The 14,061-nt window shown below is 63.2% G+C and carries 19 protein-coding genes, 1 tRNA gene and 1 other RNA gene; 13 read left to right on the forward strand and 8 right to left on the reverse strand.

What is annotated here, in order from left to right; genetic code table 11:
- Window positions 1–10: 10 nt before the first annotated feature.
- Genes ACGFZ3_RS00695 through dnaQ form a run of 3 tightly spaced genes read left to right on the forward strand, consistent with a single transcriptional unit; the run spans window position 11 to window position 1,850 of the window.
- Entirely contained in the window at window positions 11–655 is a 645-nt protein-coding gene (locus tag ACGFZ3_RS00695; protein ID WP_392915052.1) for a methyltransferase domain-containing protein, read from the forward strand.
- A gap of 12 nt (window positions 656–667) precedes the next feature.
- Window positions 668–1,120 (forward strand): ribonuclease HI, encoded by a 453-nt coding sequence (gene rnhA / locus ACGFZ3_RS00700; protein ID WP_068849587.1) that lies wholly within the window; start codon window positions 668–670, stop codon window positions 1,118–1,120.
- 4 nt (window positions 1,121–1,124) lie between these two features.
- Window positions 1,125–1,850 (forward strand): DNA polymerase III subunit epsilon, encoded by a 726-nt coding sequence (gene dnaQ / locus ACGFZ3_RS00705; protein WP_282247398.1) that lies wholly within the window; start codon window positions 1,125–1,127, stop codon window positions 1,848–1,850.
- A 42-nt stretch (window positions 1,851–1,892) separates the two neighbouring features.
- Here dnaQ and ACGFZ3_RS00710 read toward each other — a convergent pair whose 3' ends face one another.
- A complete protein-coding gene (locus tag ACGFZ3_RS00710; protein ID WP_392915057.1) occupies window positions 1,893–2,597 on the reverse strand; it encodes a PP2C family protein-serine/threonine phosphatase in 705 nt (234 codons plus the stop codon).
- Between the two features lie 170 nt (window positions 2,598–2,767).
- Here ACGFZ3_RS00710 and ACGFZ3_RS00715 point away from each other — a divergent pair.
- Together ACGFZ3_RS00715 and ACGFZ3_RS00720 are read left to right on the forward strand one after the other, a co-directional pair.
- Window positions 2,768–2,858 (forward strand) — tRNA-Ser (locus ACGFZ3_RS00715).
- A 237-nt stretch (window positions 2,859–3,095) separates the two neighbouring features.
- A complete protein-coding gene (locus ACGFZ3_RS00720) occupies window positions 3,096–3,500 on the forward strand; it encodes a DUF6165 family protein (RefSeq protein ID WP_392915060.1) in 405 nt (134 codons plus the stop codon).
- On the opposite strand, the gene ACGFZ3_RS00725 is transcribed toward ACGFZ3_RS00720, so the two are convergent.
- Window positions 3,482–4,534: a glycosyltransferase family 9 protein gene (locus ACGFZ3_RS00725; protein WP_392915062.1), complete on the reverse strand. Its 1,053-nt coding sequence runs from the start codon at window positions 4,532–4,534 to the stop codon at window positions 3,482–3,484. The two genes, ACGFZ3_RS00720 and ACGFZ3_RS00725, sit on opposite strands and share 19 nt — an antisense overlap.
- 21 nt (window positions 4,535–4,555) lie before the next feature.
- On the opposite strand from ACGFZ3_RS00725, the gene ACGFZ3_RS00730 reads away from it, so the two are divergent.
- Window positions 4,556–5,305 (forward strand): 3-deoxy-D-manno-octulosonic acid kinase, encoded by a 750-nt coding sequence (locus ACGFZ3_RS00730; RefSeq protein ID WP_392915065.1) that lies wholly within the window; start codon window positions 4,556–4,558, stop codon window positions 5,303–5,305.
- On the forward strand, window positions 5,305–6,060 hold the full coding sequence (locus tag ACGFZ3_RS00735; protein WP_392915068.1) for an MBL fold metallo-hydrolase: 756 nt from the start codon (window positions 5,305–5,307) through the stop codon (window positions 6,058–6,060). The genes ACGFZ3_RS00730 and ACGFZ3_RS00735 overlap by 1 nt, the downstream gene beginning before the upstream one ends.
- A gap of 37 nt (window positions 6,061–6,097) precedes the next feature.
- Here ACGFZ3_RS00735 and ffs read toward each other — a convergent pair.
- An RNA gene (ffs, locus tag ACGFZ3_RS00740) (signal recognition particle sRNA small type) lies at window positions 6,098–6,194 on the reverse strand.
- A gap of 279 nt (window positions 6,195–6,473) precedes the next feature.
- Between ffs and ACGFZ3_RS00745 the strand changes: the two genes are divergently transcribed.
- Complete coding sequence (locus ACGFZ3_RS00745; protein WP_392915071.1) at window positions 6,474–6,791, forward strand: DMT family transporter; 318 nt, start codon at window positions 6,474–6,476, stop codon at window positions 6,789–6,791.
- A gap of 151 nt (window positions 6,792–6,942) precedes the next feature.
- On the opposite strand, the gene ACGFZ3_RS00750 is transcribed toward ACGFZ3_RS00745, so the two are convergent.
- Window positions 6,943–7,578, reverse strand: coding sequence for a cation transporter (locus ACGFZ3_RS00750; protein ID WP_392915074.1), 636 nt, complete (start codon window positions 7,576–7,578; stop codon window positions 6,943–6,945).
- Window positions 7,579–7,731: 153 nt separating this feature from the next.
- Between ACGFZ3_RS00750 and ACGFZ3_RS00755 the strand changes: the two genes are divergently transcribed.
- Window positions 7,732–8,187, forward strand: coding sequence for a hypothetical protein (locus ACGFZ3_RS00755; protein WP_392915077.1), 456 nt, complete (start codon window positions 7,732–7,734; stop codon window positions 8,185–8,187).
- A gap of 641 nt (window positions 8,188–8,828) precedes the next feature.
- Here the strand turns inward: ACGFZ3_RS00755 and ACGFZ3_RS00760 are convergent.
- The 4 genes from ACGFZ3_RS00760 to ACGFZ3_RS00775 all read right to left on the reverse strand — a co-directional run bounded on the left by ACGFZ3_RS00760 (window position 8,829) and on the right by ACGFZ3_RS00775 (window position 12,018).
- Window positions 8,829–9,914 carry a hypothetical protein gene (locus ACGFZ3_RS00760; protein ID WP_392915080.1) on the reverse strand — a complete coding sequence of 362 codons (1,086 nt, stop codon included), beginning with the start codon at window positions 9,912–9,914 and terminating at the stop codon, window positions 8,829–8,831.
- Window positions 9,915–10,536: 622 nt separating this feature from the next.
- Window positions 10,537–10,857, reverse strand: coding sequence for a hypothetical protein (locus ACGFZ3_RS00765; protein ID WP_392915082.1), 321 nt, complete (start codon window positions 10,855–10,857; stop codon window positions 10,537–10,539).
- A gap of 17 nt (window positions 10,858–10,874) precedes the next feature.
- Window positions 10,875–11,186, reverse strand: coding sequence for a hypothetical protein (locus ACGFZ3_RS00770; RefSeq protein WP_392915085.1), 312 nt, complete (start codon window positions 11,184–11,186; stop codon window positions 10,875–10,877).
- Between the two features lie 67 nt (window positions 11,187–11,253).
- Window positions 11,254–12,018, reverse strand: coding sequence for a hypothetical protein (locus tag ACGFZ3_RS00775; RefSeq protein ID WP_392915087.1), 765 nt, complete (start codon window positions 12,016–12,018; stop codon window positions 11,254–11,256).
- Between the two features lie 111 nt (window positions 12,019–12,129).
- On the opposite strand from ACGFZ3_RS00775, the gene ACGFZ3_RS00780 reads away from it, so the two are divergent.
- The 4 genes from ACGFZ3_RS00780 to ACGFZ3_RS00795 all read left to right on the forward strand — a co-directional run bounded on the left by ACGFZ3_RS00780 (window position 12,130) and on the right by ACGFZ3_RS00795 (window position 14,020).
- Window positions 12,130–12,471 (forward strand): helix-turn-helix domain-containing protein, encoded by a 342-nt coding sequence (locus tag ACGFZ3_RS00780; RefSeq protein WP_392915090.1) that lies wholly within the window; start codon window positions 12,130–12,132, stop codon window positions 12,469–12,471.
- A complete protein-coding gene (locus ACGFZ3_RS00785) occupies window positions 12,468–12,704 on the forward strand; it encodes a hypothetical protein (protein WP_392915092.1) in 237 nt (78 codons plus the stop codon). The genes ACGFZ3_RS00780 and ACGFZ3_RS00785 overlap by 4 nt, the downstream gene beginning before the upstream one ends.
- A gap of 115 nt (window positions 12,705–12,819) precedes the next feature.
- Entirely contained in the window at window positions 12,820–13,257 is a 438-nt protein-coding gene (locus ACGFZ3_RS00790; protein WP_392915095.1) for a hypothetical protein, read from the forward strand.
- Between the two features lie 253 nt (window positions 13,258–13,510).
- The gene (locus ACGFZ3_RS00795) at window positions 13,511–14,020 is read left to right on the forward strand and encodes a ferritin-like domain-containing protein (RefSeq protein ID WP_392915098.1); all 510 of its coding nucleotides are present in this window, start codon (window positions 13,511–13,513) and stop codon (window positions 14,018–14,020) included.
- Window positions 14,021–14,061 lie beyond the last annotated feature (41 nt).

Genomic DNA, 14,061 nt, shown 5'->3' on the forward strand with positions numbered 1-14,061 from the left:
GAATTGGACCATGCCCGCCGCGCCGAGCCCCCGTCAAGCTTCCGTCGCATCCTGGTTTGATACTGAACCGGCGCAGGCGTTGCGTGAGCTGGAGCGGAAGGCACTTGAACCGGTGCTGGCGTCGTACCCACTGAACCCCTGGTTGTGGATCGCGCCGACCCCGGCCTGGCTGGAGGCGGCCGCGCTGCCGGGGCAGGGTGTGCGCCTGTACCGCAGCGAAGGCGGCTACACCGGCGATGTCACCTGCGCGCTGCCGCTGCCGTTCCAGAGTGAGAGCTTCAATGCCATCGTGCTGCAGCACGTGACCGCGCGCGACGCCGAACATCTCATCGTCGAATGCGAGCGCGTGCTGATGCCGGGTGGGCGCCTGTGGCTGTCCACCCTCAATCCGTTCAGCCCGTTCCGCAGCCAGTGGCGCCGGCACGGGCTGGTAGTGCGCACCCCGCAGCGGCTGCGCCACAGCCTGGAGCGGGCGGGGCTTGCGTGTGACGACCTGGCCTGGCTGGGCCCGATGTGGCGCGACCGCGCCCCCGAGCGCGGCAGCATCGCCGCGCTGCGCGCGGCCTGCCTGTTCACTGCCGAAAAACGCACCCTGGCCCTGCCAGGACCTACGCCACTGCCGGTACGCCGTTGGCACGGCACCGTGGCGACTTGATTTGGAGTTGTATTGAAAACGATTGAAATCCACACCGACGGTTCCTGCCTCGGCAATCCCGGTCCCGGTGGCTGGGCCGCGCTGATGCGCTACAAGGGCCACGAGCGTGAGCTGAGCGGCGGCGAAGCGCACACCACCAACAACCGGATGGAGCTGATGGCGGCCATCTCCGGCCTGGAAGCACTGACTGAACCGTGCGAGATCGTGCTGTTCACCGATTCGCAATACGTGCGCCAAGGCCTGACCCAGTGGCTGCCGGGCTGGATCCGCAAGAACTGGAAAACCGCCGGCGGCGACCCGGTCAAGAACCGCGACCTGTGGGAGCGGCTGCATGCGGCCACCCAGAAGCACAGCATCGACTGGCGCTGGGTGAAGGGCCATTCCGGCGACCCGGACAACGAGCGGGTGGATACGCTGGCGCGCGACGCCGCGATCCGGATCCGTGCTGCCGGCCCGGTACACTAAGCCCATGCGTCAGATCATCCTCGATACCGAAACCACCGGCCTGGAATGGCGCAAGGGCAACCGCATCGTCGAAATCGGCTGCGTGGAGCTGCTTGAGCGGCGCCCGAGCGGCAACAACTTCCACCAGTACCTCAAGCCGGACTGCGAGTTTGAACAGGGCGCCCAGGAGGTTACTGGACTGACCCTGGAGTTCCTGGCGGACAAGCCCGTATTCGCGCAGGTGGCCGAAGAATTCCTCGCCTACATCGACGGCGCCGAGCTGATCATCCACAACGCCGCGTTCGACCTGGGCTTCCTGGATTACGAACTGTCGTTGCTGGGCGACCAGTACGGAAAGATCACCGACCGCTGCACGGTGATCGATACGCTGAAGATGGCGCGCGAGCGCTATCCGGGCCAGCGCAACTCACTGGACGCGCTGTGCAAGCGGCTGGGCGTGGACAACGCGCACCGCCAGCTGCACGGTGGCCTGCTCGATGCGCAGATCCTGGGCGATGTGTACATCGCCCTGACCTCCGGGCAGGAAGAGATCGGCTTTGGTTCGGCCGATGACGCCCGCCCGGGCACCGCCCATGCGCAGGCTTTCGACACCAGCCGTCTGCTGCCTCGCCCGCGCGTGGTGGCAACGGCATCGGAACGGGAGGCGCACGAAGCGCGCCTGGCCAAGCTGCGCAAGAAGGCCGGGCATGCCATCTGGGATGGCCCGAAGGTCGAAGAGGCGGTGGCATAGCCACCGCGGTAGGTCACGACCGTTGGTCGTGACCCGGTTGAATCAATGGCAGCGCACCAGAATCACCGTGATGTTGTCCGACCCACCACCATCCAGCGCGGCCGCCACCAGCGTATCCACGCATTCCTGCGCGCTGGCGTCGTCGTAGGCCAGGGTGCGGGCGATGCCGGTGTCTTCCACTTCCTCGGTCAGCCCGTCGCTGCACAGCAGCAGCTGCATGCCCGGGCGCAGCTCGCCGGCGGTGGTGGCCACATTCAGGTGCGCGGGATCGGTCACTCCCAGCGCCTGGGTCACCACGTTGCGGTGCGGGTGCGCGCGCGCTTCTTCGGCCGTGAGGTTGCCCTGCGCCACCATTTCCTGCACCACGCTGTGGTCCTGGCTGAGCTGTGCCAGTTTGCCGTCGCGCCACAGATAGGCACGGCTGTCGCCGACCCAGGCCACTTCATAGCGGTTGCCATGGACCCGTGCGGCCACCACGGTGGTGCCCATCGGCAGGCTGTCATTGCGGCGGCGCGACGTGCGAATGATTTCCTCATCGGCCACCCGGATCGCGTGCGCCAGCGTGGCGCCCTGGCGGATCTCGCGCACGATGGTTTCACGCGCCAGCGCGCTGGCCGCCTCGCCACAGGCGTGCCCGCCCATGCCATCGGCCACCAGCCACAATGCCAGCTCTCCGTCCCCGTAGTAGGTGTCCTCATTGAGGTCACGGCGCAGGCCAGGGTGGGTCAGGTGTCCGAATTCGATCATGGAGGTGCGCAGGCCAGGAGTGTATTGCCGAGGGATAACGGCATGATCGCGGCCCTGCGGACATCCGGCAAGGCATCGATACAGAAGAAATTCATCGGGAGCGCCGGAATGGCTTGCCGTCGGCGGCTCCTGACCGTATTATTCGCTCCCCGGTTCGCCGGGGACCATCTGGAGAGGTGGCAGAGCGGTTGAATGTACCTGACTCGAAATCAGGCAGGCGTTTATAGCGCCTCGGGGGTTCGAATCCCCCCCTCTCCGCCAGACACGCGAAAAAGGCCACCCATTGGGTGGCCTTTTTTGCGTGCCTGACGGAGAGGGGGGATTGCAACGGCGCGTAGCGCCGTTGCCCCCGCATTGCTTCCTCTCCCCGCCCCTGTCGGGGCAGCCCCTCAACAGAGGGGCTTGTTACGGCGTTGGGGCGTGCGAACGGTGGCTGCGCGGACGCTGCGCTCGCGCTGTGTTCGTTAAACTGGGGCCATTCAAAACGGAACATCTCCCATGACCGCTGAAATTTCTGTTCCTGTGTCCTTTGGTGAGTTGCTGGACAAGATCTCGATCCTGCAGATCAAGTCCGAGCGGATCAGTGATCCGGCCAAGCTGGCCAACATCCGGGCCGAGCTGAGTGCGCTGGAGAAGACGTGGATGGCGCATCCGGCCGGCGGCACGGACATCGCCAAGCTGCGCGTGGAGCTCAAGGACATCAACGAGCAGCTCTGGGATATCGAGGACAACATCCGCCTCAAGGATCAGGCCGCCGAGTTCGATGATGCGTTCGTCGCCCTGGCGCGCAGCGTGTACCAGAAGAACGACACCCGCGCCCGGATCAAGAAGGACATCAACCTGGCGCTCGGCTCGGTCTACGTCGAAGAGAAGTCCTACAAGGATTACAGCGGGCGCGGCTGATCGGCCACGTAGCGTTCGAAGGCGGCAATGCCGTCTTCGACCGTGATCAGCTGCATCACATCGTCGAACTCGACCTTGGTGCCCCACTTGAGTTCGCTGGCCGGTTTGCCCAGGAACTTCCGCGCCGCGTCGTCATAGCGGTCCACGCAGTAGCGGCGATCGGAATAGGGGCCGCTGCGGTGCGGGTTGCTGGCCGCATGCAGGCCCAGCACCTTGGTGCCCATCGCGTTGGCAATGTGCATCGGGCCCGAATCCGGGGTCATCACCAATGCAGCGCGGGCCAACAGGGGCGGCAGCTGCTTGAGCGTGTCTTTCCCCACCAGGTCCAGCGCCGGGGCACTCAGCTGGGCCTGGATGGCGTCGGCCATGCCACGTTCCAGTTCGCTGCGGCCGCCGCACAGCACCACCCGCCAGCCGCGCGCCACCGCATGGTTGGCCACCGCAGCGTAGCGATCGGCATACCAGTTGCGACGCACGTGGCTGGAACAGGGCGAGATCATCAGCACCGGCCGGCCATCGTCCTGCCATTGCGCCTGCGCCCATTCCACTGCCGCCGGCGGTATCGCCAGGTCCCAGCTGACCCCGGTCTGGCGGATGCCCAGTGGTTCGCAGAAGCTGCCGATCGCATCGAGCACGTGGATGCCGGGGCGGTCGGGGATGCGTTCGTTGATGAAAAGGCCGTGCAGGTCCTTGGAGCGCGCCTTGTCATAGCCGATCCGGCGCACCGCCGGGACGAATGCCGACAGCACGTTGGCGCGGAAGGCCACCTGCATCTGCAGCAGCGCCTCGAAGCGCCCCGGCGGCAGCGACGCGCGCAGGGCGCGCATGCCGGCCAGCCCGGTCTTCTTGTCGTAGGCATGGAACACCACGCCCGGCAGGCCGTCCAGCAGCTTGTGCCCGGCCTTGTCGATGATCCAATGCAGTTCGGTCCCCGGCCGTGCCTGCTGCAGGGTGCGCACCAGCGGCACCACATGGGTGACGTCGCCCAGCGCGGACAAACGCAAAAGACACAAGGAAGAGGACGCTGATGCCATGGTGTTGTTAGACTCGAAGGAATGGTCGCATTCGACGCCACTGAAGCGCTGACGCCCTGCCGCGATGGACGCGGCATGGGTGCCATTCTGTTCGACCGCGAACGGCTGCGGCAAGCCGAGATCAGCCTGTTCTCACCGGCGCACTGGGGCGACCGGGCGCGCCCGGTCGGCGATGGTGGCCGCGGCGGGGCCTGGTTCGTGGATGCGCCGTTTGGCCATTGCGTGCTGCGCCAGTACCTGCGCGGCGGCATGGCAGCCAAGCTCAGCCATGACCAGTACCTGTGGCGGGGCGCCAACCGCACCCGCAGCTTCGCCGAGTTCCGCTTGATGCGCGCGCTGCGCGCGCTGAAGCTGCCGGTGCCGCGCCCGATCGCCGCGTTCTACATGCGTGAGGGCATGCGCTACCGTGCTGCCATCCTGATGGAGCGCCTGGAAGGCGTGCGTTCGCTGGCCGACCGCGCCCTGGTGGCGGGGCGGGGCGCGCCCTGGGAGGAAACCGGCCGGCTGATCGCGCGCTTCCACCGCGCCGGGCTGGATCATGCCGATCTCAACGCCCACAACATCCTGTTCGATGCCAACGGCCACGGCTGGTTGATCGATTTCGACCGCGGCGTGCAGCGCATCCCGGCCACCGCCTGGCGCGAGCGCAACCTCAAGCGGCTGCACCGGTCGCTGGTGAAGCTGCGCGGCGAGCGCAGCCACGACGAGGTCGAGAAGGACTTCGCACGGCTGCGCCGGGCCTACGACCTGGCCTGGAACCGGGGCTACTGATGGACTGGGCACTGCGCTTCATGGGGGTCGGCAACGCGTCGGCCGTGCAGCTGGGTTCGCCGATGGCGGTGATCGAGCGCGGCGGCCAGCCGTGGCTGACCATCGACTGCGGTGGCGAGGGCCTCACCGCCTTCCTGGCCCAGTACGGGCGCATGCCCGATGCGCTGTTCGTGACCCATGTGCACCTGGATCACGTGGCCGGCTTCGAGCGTCTGTTCGTGGACGCCTACTTCTCGCCGCAGCGGCGCGGCCGCATCCGGCTGTATGTACCCGCCACGGTGGTGCCGCTGCTGCACCGGCGCGTGGCCGATTACCCCAACGTTCTGGCCGAAGGTGGCGCCAACTTCTGGGATGCCTTCCAGCTGATCGTGGTGGGCGAGGCGTTCTGGCATGACGGCGTGCGCCTGGAAGTATTCCCGGTGCGCCATCACTGGCCCGAAACCGCCTACGGCCTGCGCCTGCAGGGCGCGCTGGTGTGGAGCGGCGACACCCGCCCGATTCCGGAAATGCTGGCGCGCTACGCGGCCGACGACGAACTGATCGCGCACGACTGCGGCCTGCATGGCAACCCATCGCATACCGGCGTGGACGATCTCGAACGCGAGTACAGCGCGGAACTGCAGGCGCGGATGGTGCTCTATCACTACGCGAGCGACGCCGACGGTGCAGCGCTGCGCCAGCGTGGGCATCGCGTGGCGGTGCCGGGCGAATGCGTGGCGCTGGCCGAGCCAACGGCCCCCAGGCCTGCGGCCTGATATCCAGACAGGGAATGGGCCGCCCAAACGGGTGACGGCCCCGCCGGCTGACCTCGGCGCCCGCGTCGATCGATACCGTTGCTGCCTTCCGGCCCTGGCGGGATTTTCGACCTAGCGTCGCGAGGGGCCGACGGGGCCGCCATAGAGACGTGTGCAGGCAGGACAAGGTCCCGCAGTGCAGCCACGCATTCTATCCCAACCGCCGCCAGCAACGCCAGCCACCCGATGCCCGCCCACGCGTAGCGACACGCCATGCGTGTCCGACGGATAGCTGAATCCCATGTAGCCCCCAACGTCCAACTCACGCCGCCCCGACCCCCAGCGGCTAAAATGCCCGCACATCTGGAGGAACGGCCTCCCCCGCATCGGGCATCAAACGACCAGGACGGCCTGGCCCCATCAAAGGAGGCCTCATGGCCTGGATCTATCTACTGGCAGCCGGTGTACTGGAAATCGTCTGGGCGTTTGCGATGAAGCAGTCCGACGGTTTCAGCAAGCTCACCCCCTCCATCATCACCATTGCCGGCATGATCGCCAGCTTCTGGCTGCTGGCGTCGGCCATGCGCACGCTGCCGCTGGGCACCGCTTACACGATCTGGACCGGCATCGGTGCGGTCGGTGCGTTCGTGATCGGCATCGTGTTCCTCGGCGAGCAGGTCAGCGCGATGCGGATTGCCGCGGCGGTGCTGATCGTGAGCGGGCTGGTGCTGATGAAGGTGTCGAGCGCGTAAGCGCGAAAGCCTGCTTCGTTCGGTGGTCATGCCCTACCGGGGCGTTGACCACCGTCCACCCATCACGTCGCCACGACCACTGGGGACGCCGCTGTTAGGGTTGGTTCCCAAACAACTGCCGATCCTGCTGATCAGCACTTGGACGCATGACCTACGCCGAAGAACTGCTTTCCTGAACCCGAATTTCCCGCCACGCAGAGCGCAGTACGCGCAGTGCGGAGCGCAGGAACATAACCAGCAAGGCCGCTGCGATCAGCAGATCGGGCCAGCCGGCGCCTAACGCCCACACCGCGAGCGCGGCCAGCAGCACCGCCACGCCTTCGAAAATGTCATTGCGCGAGCATTCCCACGCTGAGGCCATGTTGACGTCGCCGTTGCGGAACGGATTCAGCAGCCACAGGCATACGCCATTGGCGGCGAGGTTCAGCGCACCGGCGATGCCCATGCCTTCAAACAGCGGTACGGCCGGGTGTGTCAGTCGCCAGCCGATCTGCACCGCCACCGCAATGGCTGCACCGAGAATCAGCAGTCCCTTCAACAGTGCCACCCGCGCCTTGGCGCGCATCGATGCGCCGACTACGGCCAGACTGATCGCATAGGTCAGTGCATCGCCGAGGTTGTCCAGGCTGCCGGAGAGCAGGGAGGACGAATGGCTCCACCAGGCGGCCGCCGCCATCATCACGAAGGTGGCGAGGTTGATCGCCAGCACGATGCGCAGCACGCGGCGCTGCTTTGCCTGGAGGGCGGCGACGTCGACGATTTTTCCGCAGCCGCAGCATTCGGACATGGGGGTACGTGATCTGATGGGGTGCCCCATTGTAGAGCCACGCCCTGCGTGGCTTCGCGGTGCTGAACGAAGGGCAGCCACGCAGGGCGTGGCTCTACCTGAGTTCGCGATAGACGCAGCTTGAATCATGGATTTACGACCCAGGGAAGGGCGATGCCCCTCTATGACAACGCGCCGCCCCTCATTCTGGATCAACTGCGCAGAATCGCGGGCGGTGAGCGGGTCGGCATCGTGGAAATCGGCGAGCTCACGGTCAGTCAGTTCGATGAACTGGTTCGGCAAAAGAGAGAGCTGGGGCATGAGCCGCCCGCCAGCAGGATGCTCGTCTACCTAGGCAGGCACCGCTATGAAAGTCGGGTGCGCAAGGATGGTTATCTGCCCTGCGATCTGGTGTGTAAGCTGCAGGCCGCACTCGCATGCAGTTCGGTGATAGAGACGCACCGGCACATGACGGCAGTGGTCAGCACGAACGACCGGAATGATGGTCATGGAAACAAGGTCCGCGACAGGGCGATTCTTGAACTTCAGGCGCGCAAGCCGAGAGCCGAGGTCTTTTCTGTGGTTCCGAAGGGAGATCTCATCCGGCCCAAAAAGCAACAAAGCCCCTGATCGGGGCTTTGTCTTGTACACACCTCCCCGGATAACAGAAACCGCCGGCGGCAGGTGTATGGGCAATCAGTCCCCGGATAACAAGAACGGCCGGCGGCACTGACTGCAATGGGATGCTATCTCGTGTCCGGTGCCATGGCAATGCATGAAATTTTAGAGCCACGCCCTGCGTGGCTTCGCGGTGCTGAATGGAGGGCAGCCACGCAGGGCGTGGCTCTACCGGGAAGGTCGCCCTTCGGGCGACGTTGCTTGTCCGGCGGGTTGGTCGAATCTGGCACGGTTCATTGCCGGGGATTGCTGGGCCCATCCATGGGCCAGCCCTTCCGCGCTTTGCGCGGAAGGGCCAGCCATTCGGCTGTCCGGACTCGCTCCGCGCCGAGATAGGACTGAGGCGCCCGTTGGATGAACGCGTCGCCACGCGCCAGTGCATTACCGCTGAACCTTTCATTCCCCGATCTCCGCCGGGCAAACGCAAAAGGCCGCCCCTGGGGGCGGCCTTTTGCGTTTGTCTGGCGGAGAGAGGGGGATCGGATCGACCCTAACCTAACCTCTTGACCCTGCAGCAGATCGCAAACCAGACATGTGTCCTGTGTTGTGTCCTGCAATGATAAGACAGCTGGAAGATATTTCCCACGGGACAGTTATCCTTTCCGCCTGTTTGGCGAAGTAGTTGCCGTAACTTGGGGAGAAAGCTGGGACTGCTTCACCATCTTCGCTACGTCATCCTGTATTCCTTGAATCAGCTTCTTGGACAGTTTGATGGCTCGGTCTTTCCTTTCCTTTCGCAAGCTGTCCACAACCTGGGCAAGACAAGGCTCGAGTGAAGGGTCGAACTTCAGCTCATATACGTCCATTTCCTTCCGGAGGGCGTTTGCGAAGGCGGCGACAGATTCCGTGGTTAGGGTGAGCCAACCCGGGGGTATTTGGCGCTGTTGGGAAGGCCCATAAGCAAAGAGTGTCGCCAAATTCTTCGTATTATCAGTGAAAGAGGCCTTGGGTATTTGTGCGCTCTTCCATAGGGTCTCCGCCAAGCGAGTCTTCCTGCTCGACTTGATTTTTCCCGTCTTTGATGTGCTCTCAATCTTCTTTAGGCGTGTTAAATACCTGTTTTTCTTATCTTCCCGTGCCGAGGTGTATGCGGCATGTAGGCCTGCGAGGTCCGACATGGGGACGCACGAGAATACGTCGCGCTGGTAAATCAAGTAGTGTATCCAATCCAAGTGCTTTAGTTCGGCACTTTTGTTGGCATTGGTCAGAATGGACTTTCCATGGTCAAGCAGGCGAAGAAACTGCGGCTCTGCTATTCGATCCGGTGAGCTGCGAGCGGGGGAGATCCGGTGAACGTTGAACGTCGCAGTTCCCTGCAGCATTCGCTTCGCTTGAAACACTGCGGCGCGGGTTATGTCGCTGTCGACTCTGAGGATTAGGGCAAAGTCAGCTCCTGTTGCTGGCTCCGCATGATCTTCATTCCCGTTTTTCTTGTATTTTACCCAAGTGAAGTCTGGGGCGATTCCATATGCTTCACTGCACCATGGAGCCGTCGACCCTATGGTTGCAAGCAAGCCGCTAGTCGTCGACTCTTCATCCTCGACGATGAAGTTTCCATCCAAGATGAACTCCTGTAGTCCAACATGAAGAGTGGAGGAGAGTGCGGTCTTCTCAAACGGATTTCCCTCCTTGGGGTGCTTTGCGTCTATCACCTGCTTGATGCTGCGCGTGCGTTTCAATGCGGTTGCCTGCGTCTTTTACCAGCGACCGGTCAATACTAGCAGCATGGTGAACTTTCATTGCAGACAAGATTTTGGCGGTGATCGGCAGTCCGTGTCTTTCAATCAGATTGTCAAGGCTTCGCTCCAAGTCATTCTCGGATGGGGGCGCTTTTCCGTCAAGAACCGATACGGCGGAAGGAGTCCTTTCGGACAGGCCCAGGAGCCAGTCACGAACTTGTCGCGCACTCCGGTCTCCCAAGCGAGTGCATTCCAGTGCCAGTCGCCCTAAATAGATGTTCAATTCGACAATGGTTTCGGCCTCGACAACGCTGTGAGTTACAGCTTCTCGCAGAGTCTTGTGGGAGGGTCCGATACTTTGGTGATTGACGCTATCTCGCACTATCCATTCGCGCCTATCGTTCTGACGTTCTATGGATAGGCCGAACTTCGCGATTCTGGCGCTAGCCTGAATCCTATTCACTAGATTCCTTCTCGAAATAATAGTGAAAATAGCTCGCGCATCGGACTTGTCAATCCTTAGGGGCCTGGTTTCCTTATCCCTCACGCGTGAAGCCCTCGGGAGGACAATGAAAAAGGGCCGCTTGTTGCGGCCCTCGGGGATTAGACGGAGGTGCTTACGCTATTGCGTCAACTGGGCATATAGCACAAGCAAGAACATCGGCAGTCCACTCAGCAGGCCAAACACCCAGAAAGCGCCGAGCAAGGTCAATGGCGTCATGAGCCACCACTGCCACCAGGAAAAGCCGGTGTCTCGCGCCTGTGCGGCATGCGCCTCGACGGGATAGCGCAAAGCCGCCTTCCGGCTTGCGCGTCGGGCCATGACCGGCCCGACGACGAATCCGCAAGGTCCGGTGAAGAGCAAGCTGAGCGAATACCACCAGAAAAATCGATCTCGAGGCGTCATCAGCTTGCGGCGGGCCGGATGCGGATCGGTAGACATGGGAGGGGGCAGGGCACTCATTTCGCGTAGGCCTTCCAAGTCCCCGACTCCCGCACATACCGAAGGTTTTTGCTAACCGGGACAGGCACCTGCTGGCCTCCGATGTCGATGGTGACCTTCCCGGTGGTGTCGCAGCGATAGCCCGCCATGTCCTGGGCCTCGACGCACCCGGCGAACTCGAAGTCCTGAATGCCGGAGATCTCGCCTGCGCCGCTCTGGGTCAACAGGGTTGCCAACGCCTTCTCGGCATCGCTGTTGGAAGGCGGGCCGCCGCAGCCGGACAGGGTGAGAACAAAGGCCAAGCCGGCCAGGGGAAACCTTGCTTTCATGGGTCGTTCCTTGAGTGGTTGAGCAGAGCGACTGGAGTCTGTCGCACGGTGAAGAGAGGGTCCTGGGCTACTTGTCGCGGTTGCCGTCGGGCTTGAACCCGGCAATCCACATACGGGAATCCTTGAAGGGGGTCAGCAACCCAGATGCCCCCGGGTGGAGGTCACTCGTTTGGATGAACCCGCTGACCCAGGCGACTCGGAGAGCCACGTCAACGGCGCGGTCGGACACACCCGGGCGAGACACATTCACGACAAACGGCTGCGCGGGCGGGGTGGGGCCGGTCGACCGGGTAGAGCCCGTGTTGGACTTGCCCGCCGGCACCCGCACGCCCATGAGGGTGTCGCGCCCTTTCCAGAGCGCGGAGGTGTTGAGCTCGGCCGTGTCGCCCAGGTCATCGGCTTCCGTCACGGCAGCGTTGGCGCAGGTGCGGAAGGTCTCGGTGGTTGAGGTCGAGGCGTTGGACCAGATGCGGGCCTCCACCGTCCAGCAGGGCAGGGACGCGCCCCACTCGGTAAACGTGAGTCCTACGCGGGGCCAGTCGAGCTTGCCTTGCTGGGCCAGTTGGTGGTTGTCCGCTTTGAACAGCCCGGCAAGCTTTCCGGGGCCGGAGAGCGGGCTGTAAATGGCTCCCGTTGCTGCCGCGTTGGAGCTCCCAGCCCGAGGGGTGACCCCGACCATCTGTCCACCAGCGTCTTTCAGGCTCTTGCCCAACTGCCGAAAGAACCCGGGCCTATTGGGTGCTTCCTCGGGATTCTCTTGAGCCCCTGCCACCGGGACCGTCAAAAGCAGTGCGGCAGCCAAGCCGGCGGCCATCCTTGTCTGGTTCTTCATTCGCAGCCCCTATAGACCGCCAACCCGGCGGCATTTACGATAATCGCAGATGTGCAATCGGGTTCCAACCGTCAAACTTGGAGGGAGTTCAGCTGTGGTGCAAGAAACCCGATGCAGCCCAAGACGCCCTCGACGGTCTATGGCAAGCGCCTGCGCAGTGCGCGGACGGCTAAGGGCTGGACGCAAGCACAGCTGGCGGAGCGCATTGGCATGGTGGACTCGGTCTCCGGAGCCACGAGGGTGAGTCGATATGAGACGGGGCAACACGACCCCGATCCCGCGACGTCTCAGGCGCTGGCGAAGGCGTTGGGCTTGCCCGTGGCGTATTTCCACGCCACCTCCGACACCCTGGCCGAAGTCATTTTGTTGGTCTCGAAGCTACCCGTTGCCAAGCAGAAGGAAGCCCTTCAGCGGCTCAAGGACATGGTTGGGAAGCCGGAGACCGGACGTTGAAGAAGCTGATCTGGAAGCTGATGATCTTCTTTGCCTCATGCGGTTCACTGCTTTCAGGCTTCTTTTGGTTCATGTCCGCTAGGATTCAGCGCGAGCTGATGGATGCTCCCGGTGCCCCCGAGCAGTTTTCAAAGACGATGTCGGTCTTGTCGGCTGATATGAACTACTGGGCTGCCCTCGGTGCCTTCTGCACGGGCGCGGCCTTGGTGCTATCCGCGCTTTTTGAGGACTAAAAGCGTGCGTTGACGCCCTGTCCGGTGGGGTAAGCTGACCGGGCTATTCCTGGGCCTGACGCTGAGGCACTGAGGCTGCGGGCGTTGCGCCATGTCCCCCCCATTGCTGGCCTGTATGCTCCTGACCAAACTTCAAGTAGCCGCCGGACACCTGGAGATCGCCTGCGAGCTCTATCTCTGCGATTCCCGCCATGCGACCGTCGTGCTCCTGGCAGGGACGGCGGAAGATATGTTTCGCAACCTCCCGGCCCTGAACGATACCCCTGCGGTCGGCGATCACATGCTCCAGTATGCGAGGCAGCTGACGGCCCGCCCAGACCTGGCTTACGGCGCAATCAGCGAAGACTTGGTTGGTCTGCGCAACGCTGTGAAGCACATCAATCGAGAGGACGAGCCTGAAGTGAGCGTTGGTCGGGTCGATGTCCATCGTTACCTTGTCGGAGCGCTCTTAAACGCTCTGCGGTGCGAGGTGAGCTTCAGCCACGCGATGACTGAGACGCTTGTCCGCATCGCGGACATCGAGGACGGCTTGACGGAATCACTGCAAGCGTGAGGGGGCGGGCATCGGCGATCGTGGTTCTTGTCTAAAGCGTCCGGGGATCCATTCGCAGCCCACATAGGCATCTGAACCCGGCGAGGCATTCAATAGCCAGCAAGCTCAGGGCATTTTGGGGCAAGGAGGCGGTTGTCCCGGAGGGCATCTGTTTAAGGATCCACCGGTTTCTCTAGGACTTCACAGCGTCCTCGCCTCATGTGTATGCCCCTCCCGTTACGTTAGACCCTCATATACCTATCGGGAGAACCCAATGGCTGATATCAAGGAAAACTTGCTGGACTGGCTCCGTGACGCTCACGCGATGGAGCAGCAGGCGGAAACCATGCTGAAGGGGCAGGCATCCCGAATCGAGCATTACCCGGTGCTGAAGGCCCGCATCGAGGAGCATATTCAAGAGACCATCGGTCAGCGCGAATTGCTGGAAGGGTGTATCAAGCGCCTTGGCGGCTCCCCGTCCGTCTTGAAGGATGTCATGGGCAAAATGGCGGCGTTCGGCCAAGCCGTCGGCGGCATGACGGCGTCCGATGAGATCGTAAAGGGCGCCATGGCCGGCTATGTGTTCGAACACATGGAAATCGCGTCCTACACGGCCCTGATCGCCGCTGCCAAGACGGCAGGCGACCCCGAGACCGCTAGGGTTTGCGAGGAGATCCTTTCTCAGGAGGTGGCAATGGCCGATTGGCTCGCAGCCCATCTGCCTGAAGTGACCGAGGAGTTCTTGGTGCGCGACGCGACCCCAGGCGTCGAAGCCAAGAAGTAAGGGCTAGATCGTCATCAGTGCCCTGTCGGATGCGCTACGAC

Origin of the sequence: Stenotrophomonas sp. NPDC047960 (genome assembly GCF_043204395.1) — a bacterium.
GTDB lineage: Bacteria > Pseudomonadota > Gammaproteobacteria > Xanthomonadales > Xanthomonadaceae > Stenotrophomonas.